This window comes from Microbacterium sp. A93 (assembly GCF_051842835.1).
In genome coordinates, this window is the sequence record NZ_JBPXMT010000006.1 from 245,550 (window position 1) to 257,934 (window position 12,385).

Here is a 12,385-nt window from a genome sequence, read left to right on the forward strand (position 1 = left end):
TGGGGACGTGGGTGGAGAGGTGGGTGGCGAGGGGTGCGGGTGTGGGAGCGGGTGTGGGGAGCGAAGGTAGGGGTGAGGGTGGGCGGTGAGGGTGGGCGCTGTGACTGGAAGGCGCACCGCGACGTGCCGACCGGCAGGTGCCTATCGCCACGTGCAAGCCGCCAGAGGCCAAGGCACGTGCCGACCTCCACGTTCGTCCTCCACAACCGGCCGATCCGGGGCTTTTCTCCACAGTGTCCGATCGCGGCCCTTATCGTGTCCGGCTCCCATGTTCGAATGTGTGTACTAGAGATGAAGGCAGGGCGCCGGATTGCGGTGGACGGGGAGGTGAGGCGGCACTGTGGGTCACGAGGACGAGATGTCAAGCATGGGAATGACGGAATTGCTGGAACAGGCCCGTCGGCTGACCGCTGAGCTGGCGCGCCGGGCCCTGGACCCGAGTCTGCTGGATTCTCTGGAACGGATTCCTCCGGGGCACGGCGTGGACCCGTCGGAACAGTGGGGCCTGTATGCCCATGCACTGGCGGCGGAGGAGACGGCTGGCCCCGGTGGACCTGGTGGGCCTGGTAAGCCCGGAGACTCTCACGATGCGGGCGGGCCGGGAGAGCAAGGCTCTGGCGGCGACCCGCACGTCCCGGCCGGCTCGCTGCCGGTGATCCTGACCGGCGTGGAGGAGCTCGGCCGATGGGTTGATGCCGCGCGGACGGGGTTGGCAGGGCACGTGGACCGGGTCTTCGAGAGCCACACGGTCCGTCTGGAGGTGCTGGGGGTTCCACCGGGGAAATGCGCGTATCGCCATGGGGCTGACTATCTGTGGCAGGTGCTGGGGATCCACCGGGCAGAGGCCAAACGGCGGGTGGTCCGGGCCTCTCGGATCATGGGGACGCTGTCCCTGGCTCGAGATCACGTGGTCCTGCCGCCTCTGCCGGTTATCGGAGAGATCGTCCGGCAGGCTCAAGCCGACCCGGGTTCGGTGGACCTGGTGGGTGATGCTTTGATGGACGCCCGGCAGGACGCCATGCTCGGCGGGGCCGCAGCGGAACTGATCGATCCACTCTTGGTCAACGGCGAACGGGTCCTCGCGGACTTCGCGAGTCAGAGTGACCCGGCCTCCGTCAAGAAGGCCGTCGACCATTGGCGTCAACGGTTCGACGCGCTCGTGAATCCTGATGGTGCGGCCCCGAGCGATGCCCAGATCGATGCCGCCCAGGGCCTCTACTATCACGGCCGGGGTCGGGCCAAACTGCACCGTTGGACTGTGCTGGCGACGGATGCCCAGCATGAGCGTCTCAAAACGGTGGTGTCAGCCGCCTCCACTTTGCGGAACGCTCTGCCGGCCTCCGCCACGCAGGACCTCGCGCCTCCCGGCGACCGAATGCCGCAGGACACGAAGCGGCAGCGGGAGCTGAGCGATGCTGGAGAGTCGGATGAGTCGGACGAGTTGGGCGAGGTGCACGAGTCGAGTGCGGATCCGTGGAGGCGGCAGCGTGATCAGGCGGACTCACTGGACGGGCGCTCGCGAGCTCAGCGCGAACTGGACGGACTCGTGAGCGCCCTGACGGGTGCCCTGGCGCTGACCGGGGTGGACAGTACACCGAGCGGCGAGACGTCACCCACGCGGTTCACCCACCGCATCAGACCGCAGATGCTGGTCACCATCGATTTCCAGACACTGGCCCAGCAGTACGAGGGTCACCGAGCATCTCCCGGAATGTGGGATGCAGATGGCATCGGACCACCGCCGCCTCCCGGCTCCACGGGTGGACGTGAAGACATATCACCCGGCAAGGCGGGACGGTTCCTGTCTGAGGCAGCCTATTCGGGACCGGTCGATCCGACGATGATCCGGCAATTGGCGTGTGAGGCCGATCTGGTCCCGGTCGTGTTGGGCGGGCGGGGTGAGGTCTTGGACGTAGGGCGGTCGCAGCGGCTCTTCTCCCGACGGCTGCGACAGGCCATCACTGCACGGGACGGTGGCTGCGCGGCACCGGACTGTTCCATTCCCGCGCCCTGGTGCGAAGCCCACCACATCCAGCATTGGCAACACGGTGGACCTACCTCCGTTCAGAACGGTGTGCTGCTTTGCTCCCATCACCACCATGCTGTGCACTCTGAGGCGTGGGAGATCAGGGTCGAGGACGGTGTCCCGTGGTTCATCCCGGCCCGCTACCAAGATCCCGAGCAGCGGCCGCGGCGGAACCGCTTCTGGCGTCCCGGTGAAGCCGAGCCGCAGGAGGATGCTGCGTGATGGGACCGCGGATGAGGCCGCGTGATGAGGTCACGTGATGAAATAGCGCACTGAGGCCCCGCGATGACTGCCGGCGGCAGACCGTGTGGCGGGCTGGCGGGCTGGCGGGTTGTCGGGTTGTCGGGTTGGCGGGCTGGCAGGTTGTCAGACTGGTCGTGGGGCGGACTGTCAGCCGTAGACGGTCTCGCCGTCACCGGACTCCTTGGAGAGCTCGCGAGCCAGGTAGAGGCCTTCCAAAGCCAGCTCGATCGCGCCGGCGCGGTGGCCTGAGCTCAGCTGGCCAGGAGCCGGTGGGTTCACCTCCGTGCCGGCAGGATCGGCGCTGATGCGGGCAGCGATCTCGTCGTAGAGCCCCGGCTCGTCGAGCTCGGGCAATCCGGCCAGGAACTCGTCGGCCGTCACGCGTTCACCCGTGGTGGCCGTGTGGTGTCCGTCGAAGGCGTCAACGAGCGGGGAGAGATCCAATCCTCGGAACCGGCTGCGTACCGTCTGGGCCGTCGCGGTCCGTAGCAGGTGCTCCAGGATCTCGTCTTCCCGCCCCTCCTCACCGGATTCGAACTCGATCTTGCCTCCGAGGACCTCCACTGCGGATTCCAGGTCCACCAGCCGGGCCACGGGGTCATCGCGGCGGGCGGTGGCCCGGTGGCGGGCTGCCGCCGCAATCGTCTCCGTACCCGCAATGGCGAAGCGGGCCGAGACGCCCGAGGCCTGATTGATGGCGCTGGATGAACGCAGCGCGCGGGTGAATCTGGCCAGGATCTCCAGGAGCACCTCGGGGACTTCCGCCGTCAGATGCGCCTCCTGCCGGATCACGGCGATCTCGTCGTCCAGTTCGAGGGGGTAGTGGGTACGGATCTCGGCGCCGAAGCGGTCCTTCAGCGGGGTGATGATCCGGCCCCGGTTGGTGTAGTCCTCCGGGTTGGCCGAGGCCACCACCAGCACGTCCAGGGGTAGGCGCAGCACGTAGCCACGGACCTGGATGTCCCGTTCCTCCATGACGTTAAGCAGCGCCACCTGGATGCGTTCGGCCAGGTCGGGCAGCTCATTCAGGGCCACGATCCCGCGGTTGGACCGGGGGACCAGGCCGTAGTGGATGGTCTCGGGATCGCCCAGTCGGCGTCCCTCGGCCACCCGCATGGGGTCTACGTCGCCGATGAGGTCGGCCACCGAGGTGTCCGGGGTCGAGAGCTTCTCCACGTACCGTTCGGACCGGTGCCTCCACGCGACGGGCAACTGGCCGCCGTCGCGCTCGGCCCGCGCCCGGCTCTCAGCGGTCAGGGGCTCATAGGGATGTTCATTCAGCTCGGATCCGGCGATGACGGGCGACCACTCGTCCAGCAGTCCGCTCAGAGTGCGCAGTAGGCGCGTCTTGCCCTGACCGCGCTCACCGAGCAGGACGACGTCATGTCCGGCGATGAGGGCGCGCTCGAGCTGGGGGATGACGGTGCGATCGAATCCGTGCAGGCCTGGCCAGGGGTTCACACCCGCGGCAAGAGCCGCCAGCAGGTTGGTGCGGATCTCCTCCCGCAGCGAGACCTGCTCGTGGCCGGAGGCGCGCAACTCATCGACGGTGCTGATACCTGGTGCCACCGTGGGACCCGGCCCCGAACCCGGACCCGGACCCGGACCTGGAGCGGGAGTGGGAGTGGGTGGGGTGGGAGAGACGGAGGGAATGTGGGAACTGGCCATGGGTCTCACGGTATCGGCGGCACCGGGCGCCGTACAGGGTGTCCCGGAACGCGGACACCGCCGTAGGCTGGCCGGGATGGCACTACCAGAGACAGAACCGAGCCGCCCGACCACCCTGATTCTGTTGGTCCGGCACGGGCAGACGCCCACCACCGGCATGGTCCTCCCCGGCCGCGCCCCGGGACTGCACCTTTCAGAGCGGGGGCAGGAGCAGGCGGAACAGGTCGCGGAACGGCTCGCCGTGCTGCCCCTGTCCGCCATCTACTCCTCACCCTTGGAGCGGGCCATGGAAACCGCTGGCCCGACGTCGGCCCGCGCCTCGGTGCCCATCGTCCGGGATGAGGGGCTCCTGGAGGGCGACTTCGGGGACTGGACAGGGGCCCGACTCACCGATCTGTATGGCAAGCCCGAGTGGAAGACCGTCCAGCGGCAGCCCTCGGTCTTCCGCTTCCCGGGTGGGGAGAGTTTCACGGAGATCCGCGACCGGATGGTCTCCACCCTGGCGCGGCTCCGTGCTGCCCACCCGGGCGGCACGGTGGCGTGTTTCTCGCACGCCGATCCCATCCGGGTGGCTCTCGCCGATGCGATGGGCACCCCGTTGGATCGTTTCCAGCGGCTGAGTGTCGGGCCGTGTTCTGTCTCGGTCCTGTCCTACCAGGAGGGACGCGACCCCGTGGTGCTGACCGTCAACTCGACGCAGGACCCCCTGGACCGGCTCGTGGCCTCCTAGGACGGGTGAGGCGGGTGGATGTCGGCATGGACGGGTGTGAAGAGCGGCTCGCCCTGCTCGCATCAGGGAGCATCGAGGTGCTCGGCCAGTTGGCGAACAGCAGCAACGAGACGTTCCTCGTCGAACTGACCGCGGGGGAGCCGACGCGGGAATCGCGAGGCAACCACGCGGTCGGCACGCATGGTGAATCGGCGGTAGTCCGGCACTGGGCCATCTACAAGCCGGAACTCGGCGAGCGTCCGCTGCGCGACTTCAGGCCCGGGCTCCACCGCCGGGAGCGGGCCGCCTATCTGTTGAGTGAGGCACTGGGGTGGGGGATCGTCCCGCCCACCGTCATTCGCCATGACGCCCCGTTCGGCGTCGGCTCCCTGCAGTGGTTCGTGAACCATGATCCAGACCGGCACTACTTCACCCTGTTCGACGAAGGTCCCGGGTTCCACGACCAGTTGCGGAGGATGGCCGTCTTCGATCTCCTGGCGAACAACACGGACCGCAAGGCCGGGCACGTGCTATGTGGGGAGGACGGGCGTCTCTGGGGAATCGACCACGGCCTGTGCTTCTCGGCTTCCTTCAAGCTACGCACCGTGATCTGGGACTTCGCCGGGGAGGAGATCGACGCCGGCCTGCTGGCCGACGTCGTCGGGTTCGCCGACGTGCTGACCGAGACACCGGCAGATGCGCCGGTAGCGCCGACAGGGTCGGGGGAGAGGTTGACGGAGCACCTCACCTGGTTCGAGATGGAGGCGCTCCGTCAGCGGATCCGAGACCTGTTGCTCCTGGGTGTGTTCCCGGATGACCCCACGGGGATGCGCTTCCCCTGGCCGCTCGTGTGAACCGGCCGCTCGTGTGAACAGGCCCCGGTGTGAAAAGACCCCGGCGTGAACCGGCCTCCCGTGTGGTCAGAGCTTGATCTGCACGTCTGCGCCCTCGCGCAACTCCTCGATCCGCTTCGTGAGGGCCTCATTCTCCTTCTGGGAGGTGAGCTGCTGCTCCAGCTGGGGCTTGAGCTCCTCGAAGGAAGGAGTCTCGGGCGCAGCACTCTCACCCTCGCCGCCGTCCTCAGCCGGGGCGCCGCCCTGAGCCTCTGACTGGGCCGCAACGGAGGAGTCGTAGAGCTTCTTGAGTTCCTCGTCTGAAGGCTTCTGGATGTCCAGCTGCTCGATGGTCTGGTCCAGCATCAGCTGCTTCTGCGCGTCGGAACGGATCTGCTCCTCGCTGAAGCCCTGCTCCTCAAAGGTGGCCAGCAACTCGTCCACGGAGGCCACGCCGCTGGACTCGGCGGTCTCCTCGAGGAAGGCGTTGACATCCTCCTCGGAGGCCTCATAGCCCTGCTCCTCAGCATCCTGGACCAGCAGTTCCGTGCCCACCATGGACTCGGCGAGCTGCTTCTTCATCTCGTCCTGGTTCATCTCCTGGCCGGACATCTGCGACTGCATGGCCATCTGCTGGAACTGACCCTCATAGGCGGTGGTGAACTCCTCGCCGGAGATCTCCTCGCCGTTGACGGTGGCCACGACGTCGGGGACGTTCTCCACATCAGGTTCGGGCATGGAGGGCTGCGCGTCTTCGGGGGCCGCCTGGGCACCCTCGGAGGCCGGCTGCGAGGCGCCGGCGCTGGCACCCTGGTCGCCTTCAGTGGATTCTCCGTCGCCCCCGCCGCCACATGCGGCGAGTCCGAACAGGGAGCCGACCAGCGCGACGCTGGTCAGGAGCTTCTTGGGGTTGGCGGACCGCAGAGTGAATCGCGCGGTGGATTGCGGGGTTGAGCGCACGGCGATGACCGTCCTTTCGATGGTGACTTACGGCAACGTACCAACGGAGTCTGGGCACCGCGGTCAGCCAGCTGCCAGCAGACGTTCAGGTCGGCATGTGGCTCCCGGTGGGAACCTCCGGTCCAGACGGCCCTTGACGCGAGCCCCGGCCCGAACTAATGTACAACCACATGGTTGTACATCAAGCAGCCGACGCAGCGTCCGGCACGCCCGTCCCGCCGGAACGGCCCAGTGACGACGAGGTGGACCGGATCTTCCGGGCCCTCGCCGACGCCACCCGGCGGGACATCGTGCGCCGGACCCTCACGGAGTCGATCTCCGTCTCCGCGCTCGCCGAGGACTATGACATGACGTTCGCGGCCGTCCAGAAGCACGTCTCCGTCCTCGAATCGGCGGGTCTGGTGAAGAAGAACAGCAGGGGCCGCCAGCGGCTCGTCAGCGGCGATCCGGACACCATCCGCCAGGTCCAGCTGTTGCTGGACCGCTATGAACAGCTGTGGCGCCAGCGCATCGGACGTCTCGACGCCCTGCTGGCGGACGATCCGGGTCCACAGCCCGACAGCACCTGAATAACCCTCGGAAAGGCATGACCATGCCCGTCACCCACGTTTCCAAAGACCCCCAGGCCCTGACGATGACCATCGTCGCGGACTTCCCCGTCCCCGTCCGCCGGCTCTGGGACGCCTACGCGGATCCCCGGCAACTTGAATCGTTCTGGGGACCCGTCGGCTGGCCGGCCACCTTCACCCGCCATGACATGTACCCGGGCGGGGAGTCGCACTACTACATGACCGGCCCGGAGGGGGAGAGGTCCGCCGCCTGGTTCGAGTTCCTCACCGTCACCCAGGGCGAGTCCTTCGAGGTCCTGGATGGTTTCACCGCGGAGGACGGCGGGCGGGACCAGAACGCTCCGGTCATGCGCATGGTGTTCGCCTTCGAGTCCACGGAGGGAGGGTCCCGCCTGGTCCACACCACCCACTTCAACTCAGCAGAGGAACTGGAGCAGATCCTCAGCCTGGGCATGGAGGAGGGCACGCTCTCGGCCATGAGTCAGATCGACGCCGTGGTGACAGACCTGCAGTCCTTCGCAGCCGGAGAGTCCGTGCGGACCCAGCTGATCGGGGACCGCCAGGCCCGGCTCAGCCGCGTCATCCGCGGCACGGTGGACCGGGTCTGGAGGGCCCACCACGACCCCGAGGTGCTGCGCCGGTGGCAGCTCGGTCCGGACGGGTGGACCATGCCCGTCTGCCAGGTGGGCACCTCCGTCGGCGAGACCTACCGCTACGAATGGGAGCGGGAGTCAGGTGCCGACCGTTTCGGCTTCACCGGCACAGTGCTCGAGATCAATGCGCCGCACCGTTCGGTCACTACGGAGGCCATGATCGGACAGGAGGAGGCATCCACCACCAATGAGTTGACGCTCACCGCGGTCGACGGCGGAACGCTCCTGTCCCTGCTCGTGACCTATCCGGACGAATCCCTGCGCCAGACCATCCTGGCCACCGGCATGGCGGACGGCATGGAGACCAGCTACTCGCGGCTGGAATCCGAGGTGCTGTCCGGCTGATCGTCCACCTGGCCGGCCGCCTGACGGACCCGACGGCCGGTATGCGGCCCGACGCGTTGGTGGATCTCCCGTTGCCGCTCGCGGCTCAGGGAGGACCACCACGTGTTGGCAGAGACCGGGCCGGAATCCACGGCGTCGTCATCGGTGTCCAGGCCGAAGCGCTCCGAGATGTCCGCCAGGAAGGTCATTCTCCGGATAGCCTCGGTCCGCTGGACGTTGACGTGCAGTGCCTTGAACACCGCGATGCACATCAGCACCATCAGGATGGTGAACGGCAGGCCGATGGTGATCGCCAGGGTCTGGATGGCCGTCAGGCCGCCGGCGAGCAGCAACGCGGCGGCCATGATCGCCGTGGCCACGGCGAACATCACGCGGATGCGGTTCGGCGGCTCGGGATTGCCCCCGGTGGCGATCATGGCCATCACGAGGGAGCCGGAATCCGAGGATGTGATGAAGAAGATCGCGGAGAGCAGGATGGCCCCGACCACCAGGACCGTGCCGCCCGGCAATTGCTCCAGGACCTGGAACAGCGCGGAGTTGACGTCCACCGCACCGTCGGCGGCCACCACGGAGGTGTACCACTCGGGCCGGGTGGCCTCGTAGTAGATGGCCGTGCCGCCGAGGACCCCGAACCAGACCACCGAGATCAGGGTCGGCACCAGGATCACGCCCAGCAGGTACTCGCGCACGGTCCGCCCGCGGGAGATGCGTGCGATGAAGACGCCCACGAACGGTGTCCAGGACATCCACCAGGCCCAGTAGAACGTGGACCATGAGGCCTGCCAGGCATCACCCTCGGCTCCGAAGAACGCGGACGAGTTCAGGGAGTTGCCGATGAAGTTCTGCAGGTAGTGGCCGAAGGTCTGCACCATCTCCTTGGCCAGGAACTGGGTGGGCCCCACGATGAGCAGGAACAGCACCAGTCCGGCGGCCAGCACCATGTTGGTGTTCGAGAGCCACTTCATGCCGCGGTTGACACCGGACACCACGGACCAGATCACCAGGCCGGTCACGGCTGCGATCATGGCGTACTCGACCCACAGGTCCGCCTCACCGACGACGCCCATGGAGCGCAGGCCGGCCGCCATCTGGGTGACGCCCAGACCCAGCGAGGTGGCCACGCCGAAGACGGTGCCGATCAGTGCGAAGCTGTCGATGGCGTGTCCCCAGCCCCCGCGGGTGGCCTTCTCGCCGATCAGCGGTTCGATGGCCCAGCGCATGGACAGCGGGCGTCCGCGCCGGTGGATGGCGTGGGCGATCGCCAGGCCGACCACCGCGTAGATGGCCCAGGGCTGCAGGCCCCAGTGCAGATAGGTCGTGGCCAGGGCATCCTGGGCCAGGGCACCAACGCCGGGGTCCTCCGCCGCGAGACCGGGCCGGGGCGTGGCGAAGTGGGTGATCGGCTCCGTCATCCCGAAGAACACCAGCCCGATGCCCATGCCCGCGGCGAAGAGCAGCGCCAGCCAGGACAGGGTGGAGAACTCGGGTTCCTGATCCGGCCGGCCCAACTTGATGTTGCCCTTGCGGGAGAACCCCAGATAGATGCAGAAGACCACGAAGCCGAAGGCGAGCAGCATGTACCACCAGCTGAAGTTGCTGATGACGGTCTGCTGGACGGCGGCGATCCCGGACTCCATGGCGGCCGGGAAGGCGATGGTCGCGCCGACGAACAGGACGATGATGATCAGTGAGGGCCAGAGGACCCACGGGATGAGCCGGGTACTGTACTCGTTCGTGCTCGGCGGGTTCCCGCCAGAGGATTCCTGGGATGACATGGTTGCCACCCTAAACGGGTCCGTTGCCCTGCGCCCAACGGAAGGTGTCAACGTGCTCGGGACGCTGCCCGGGGTACTGCCCGGCCCCTGTCTGCGGGCATCCTCTAGGCTCGAGGCGTGGACGATCTACCTCTCAGCACCCTGCACACCACGGACGCCGGCAGTCCGGACGCCCCCTCCGACCCCGGCCACCGGGTCGTGTTCCTGCACGGCCTGTTCGGCCGTGGCAAGAACTTCACCCGGATCGCCAAGGACCTGGCGCCCGAGTACCGGAGCCTGTTGGTGGACCTGCCCAACCACGGGGAGTCCGAGTGGACGGACACGGTGGACTACCGCCAGATGGCCGATTCGGTGGCCGCCACGCTCCGAGCCGGCGCGGCCGCGGAAGGCCCCGTGGCCGTCGTCGGGCATTCCTTGGGCGGCAAGGTGGCCATGGTGTTGGCCCTGCGGCATCCGGACGTGGTCTCCCGGTTGATCGTGGTGGACATCGCCCCCACCCAGGCCGGGGGGGCGGAGGGCGAGTTCGCGCACCTGCTGGACAGCCTGGCGGCCGTGGACCTGACGACGATCTCACGGCGCTCGGACGCGGACGAGGCGCTGCGGGAACCCATCCCGTGGGACACCACGCGGCTGTTCCTATTGCAGAACCTGCGGGGCGGCTCCGAGGGGTACTCCTGGGAGCCGAACCTGGAGCTGCTGCGCACCAACCTGGACGCCATCGGTGGTTTCCCGGAGACGGGCGGTGCCACCTTCGAGGGGCCGGTGCTGTGGGTGGCCGGCGGGCGCTCGGACTACGTCCGGGACGAGTATGCGCCGCGCATGCGATCCCTGTTCCCGCGGACCCACAAGGTGACCATCCGGGAGGCTGGCCACTGGGTGCACTCGCAGGCGCCGGAGAAGTTCACGGAGGTCCTGCGCGGCTTCCTCGAGCACACCTGAGCTGGCGTATCTAGCCCGGCGGGTTCAACAGCTCCTGTGCCGACTGCCGGTGTTCCTCCGCACCGGTCTGGAGTGCGAAGATCCCGTAACCGACCGGACCGGCCGCCATGATCTCGGCACAGTGCTCGGCGAACCGGGGCCACACACAGCCACCGCGCCGGACGTACTCCTGGACGGTGGCCCGGAACGCCTCCGGGGGCACCGCGGCGTGGTGGATCGCGAAGTCCATCGCCGGATCGCCCACGCGGGCGGTGGTCCAGTCCAGGACGGCGGTGACCTCCTCGTCCTTCACCAGGGTGTGCGCCGGGTAGACCTCCCCGTGGGTCAGCACCGAGACGTCCGGCCAGTAGCTGTCCGCGTCCACCCAGGCCTGCCACCGGTCCGCCAGTGATGCGGCCACCGTGAAGGCGGACCGCACCCGCTCGATGTCCCGCCGCCACCGTTCGCGGACCGCGTCCGGAGTGAGGACCTCGACGCCGGCCCCGGCCGTCTCGGCGGGATCGATGGCGTGCAGTTGGGCCAGGAACGCACCGAGGGAGCGGGCATAACGCTGGGAGGCGATGTCCAGGTGCCAGACGGGGGTCCCGGACCCGTCCAGGGTCAGCCCCGGCTCACCGGGCAGGGCCGGGTAGGCGATCAGATCGCTGGCATGGACAGCCCAGTCCGGGATGGCCACCTCCAGGTGGGGGCGGATCGCCGCCAGGAGCCGGCCCTCTGCCTCGGCCCGGTCCATGGCGTCCGGCCGGCGGGGGATTCGCAGGACCCACCGCTGGCCGGCGTCCGCCACCGTGTTGCTGGAGCTGGAGCTGGAGCTGGAGCTGGAGCTGGAGCTGAAGCTGGAGGCCGTGGTCGCCAGGGCCACGCGGAAGTCCAGGCCCATCTCGTTGACGGCCACCGAGCCGGGGTCGAGATTCAACCCGTGGGCGGCGGCCAACTGCAGGATCTGCGGGACGGTGGCGCTCATGACTCCACCGTCCCAGTTCGATTCCGCCGTGTCACCCCCGTGCGGCTGGGCAGGACCCGGGCCGGCGATCCGATCGAGCTCCACGACGCCCACCCGACAGGCCAGTCCAGCGCGCACCGCAGGGTGCGCCAGGAATACCGGGGTCGGCAGCGCAGGATCGGAGGTGCAATCAGCGGGGGCGCCCGGCATGCTGGTGATGGCTGCACGGCCCGGGCCAGAGTGAGATCGTCTCGACGGGCCGACCGAGAACCAGGAGCACCCCATGAGCACCTCCCTAGCCACCTACATCTCGCTGCCCGGCACCACCGCCGAGGCCTTCGAGCACTGGCACGAGGTCTTCGGGGGTGAGTTGAACCTGCTGCGCTACGGTGACACGCCCATGGAGGGCATGCCGTTCGAGCCGGACCCACAGGCCGTGGCCCACGTGACGCTGTCCCTGCCCGGTGGGGAGCTGGCCGGCGGCGACTCCGTGGATGACCGTGACTACCCGGTCCGGGACACCGCCTACTCGCTGCTCTACACGGTGGAGACCCCGGACGAGGCCCGCCGGCTGATCGGCCTGCTCACGGCGGGCGGCGGCTCCGAGAACATGCCGTTCGAGCAGGCACCCTGGGGCGACTGGTACGGCCAGGTCTTCGATCGCTTCGGTGTGATGTGGGCATTCTCCACCTCGGCCGTCGCAGACGCCGGCTAGAAACGTC

General features: G+C 68.2%; 11 protein-coding genes. 7 read left to right on the top strand and 4 right to left on the bottom strand.

Annotated features, from left to right (window positions below; all coding sequences use genetic code 11):
• Window positions 1-367 precede the first annotated feature (367 nt).
• Entirely contained in the window at window positions 368-2,248 is a 1,881-nt protein-coding gene (locus tag ACSU1G_RS16810) for an HNH endonuclease signature motif containing protein (RefSeq protein ID WP_439281111.1), read from the top strand.
• A 168-nt stretch (window positions 2,249-2,416) separates the two neighbouring features.
• Here the strand turns inward: ACSU1G_RS16810 and ACSU1G_RS16815 are convergent, their stop codons facing one another.
• On the bottom strand, window positions 2,417-3,838 hold the full coding sequence (locus ACSU1G_RS16815; protein ID WP_439281112.1) for a sigma 54-interacting transcriptional regulator: 1,422 nt from the start codon (window positions 3,836-3,838) through the stop codon (window positions 2,417-2,419).
• Between the two features lie 175 nt (window positions 3,839-4,013).
• Here ACSU1G_RS16815 and ACSU1G_RS16820 point away from each other — a divergent pair, with 175 nt between their 5' ends.
• Window positions 4,014-4,667 (top strand): histidine phosphatase family protein, encoded by a 654-nt coding sequence (locus tag ACSU1G_RS16820; RefSeq protein ID WP_439281113.1) that lies wholly within the window; start codon window positions 4,014-4,016, stop codon window positions 4,665-4,667.
• 26 nt (window positions 4,668-4,693) lie between these two features.
• Window positions 4,694-5,500, top strand: coding sequence for an SCO1664 family protein (locus ACSU1G_RS16825; RefSeq protein ID WP_439281114.1), 807 nt, complete (start codon window positions 4,694-4,696; stop codon window positions 5,498-5,500).
• A gap of 66 nt (window positions 5,501-5,566) precedes the next feature.
• Here the strand turns inward: ACSU1G_RS16825 and ACSU1G_RS16830 are convergent, their stop codons facing one another.
• Window positions 5,567-6,439, bottom strand: coding sequence for a SurA N-terminal domain-containing protein (locus ACSU1G_RS16830; RefSeq protein ID WP_439281115.1), 873 nt, complete (start codon window positions 6,437-6,439; stop codon window positions 5,567-5,569).
• A 170-nt stretch (window positions 6,440-6,609) separates the two neighbouring features.
• Here ACSU1G_RS16830 and ACSU1G_RS16835 point away from each other — a divergent pair, with 170 nt between their 5' ends.
• Entirely contained in the window at window positions 6,610-7,008 is a 399-nt protein-coding gene (locus ACSU1G_RS16835) for an ArsR/SmtB family transcription factor (RefSeq protein WP_439281116.1), read from the top strand.
• A 17-nt stretch (window positions 7,009-7,025) separates the two neighbouring features.
• Window positions 7,026-8,006, top strand: a complete 981-nt coding sequence (locus tag ACSU1G_RS16840) for an SRPBCC family protein (protein WP_439281117.1) — start codon at window positions 7,026-7,028, stop codon at window positions 8,004-8,006.
• Here the strand turns inward: ACSU1G_RS16840 and ACSU1G_RS16845 are convergent.
• Window positions 7,970-9,781: a BCCT family transporter gene (locus ACSU1G_RS16845; RefSeq protein WP_439281118.1), complete on the bottom strand. Its 1,812-nt coding sequence runs from the start codon at window positions 9,779-9,781 to the stop codon at window positions 7,970-7,972. The two genes, ACSU1G_RS16840 and ACSU1G_RS16845, sit on opposite strands and share 37 nt — an antisense overlap.
• A gap of 117 nt (window positions 9,782-9,898) precedes the next feature.
• On the opposite strand from ACSU1G_RS16845, the gene ACSU1G_RS16850 reads away from it, so the two are divergent.
• Window positions 9,899-10,720, top strand: coding sequence for an alpha/beta fold hydrolase (locus ACSU1G_RS16850; RefSeq protein WP_439281119.1), 822 nt, complete (start codon window positions 9,899-9,901; stop codon window positions 10,718-10,720).
• Window positions 10,721-10,730: 10 nt separating this feature from the next.
• Here ACSU1G_RS16850 and ACSU1G_RS16855 read toward each other — a convergent pair whose 3' ends face one another.
• A complete protein-coding gene (locus ACSU1G_RS16855) occupies window positions 10,731-11,684 on the bottom strand; it encodes a macrolide 2'-phosphotransferase (protein ID WP_439281120.1) in 954 nt (317 codons plus the stop codon).
• 262 nt (window positions 11,685-11,946) lie between these two features.
• Between ACSU1G_RS16855 and ACSU1G_RS16860 the strand changes: the two genes are divergently transcribed.
• Complete coding sequence (locus ACSU1G_RS16860) at window positions 11,947-12,378, top strand: VOC family protein (protein ID WP_439281121.1); 432 nt, start codon at window positions 11,947-11,949, stop codon at window positions 12,376-12,378.
• Window positions 12,379-12,385: the final 7 nt, after the last annotated feature.

Coding starts and splice junctions, on each gene's coding strand:
- ACSU1G_RS16835 (WP_439281116.1), top strand. CDS start 6,610: ATGGTTGTACATCAAGCAGCCGACGCAGCGTCCGGCACGCCCGTCCCG.
- ACSU1G_RS16845 (WP_439281118.1), bottom strand. CDS start 9,781: ATGTCATCCCAGGAATCCTCTGGCGGGAACCCGCCGAGCACGAACGAG.
- ACSU1G_RS16820 (WP_439281113.1), top strand. CDS start 4,014: ATGGCACTACCAGAGACAGAACCGAGCCGCCCGACCACCCTGATTCTG.
- ACSU1G_RS16860 (WP_439281121.1), top strand. CDS start 11,947: ATGAGCACCTCCCTAGCCACCTACATCTCGCTGCCCGGCACCACCGCC.
- ACSU1G_RS16840 (WP_439281117.1), top strand. CDS start 7,026: ATGACCATGCCCGTCACCCACGTTTCCAAAGACCCCCAGGCCCTGACG.
- ACSU1G_RS16825 (WP_439281114.1), top strand. CDS start 4,694: ATGGACGGGTGTGAAGAGCGGCTCGCCCTGCTCGCATCAGGGAGCATC.
- ACSU1G_RS16855 (WP_439281120.1), bottom strand. CDS start 11,684: ATGAGCGCCACCGTCCCGCAGATCCTGCAGTTGGCCGCCGCCCACGGG.
- ACSU1G_RS16810 (WP_439281111.1), top strand. CDS start 368: ATGGGAATGACGGAATTGCTGGAACAGGCCCGTCGGCTGACCGCTGAG.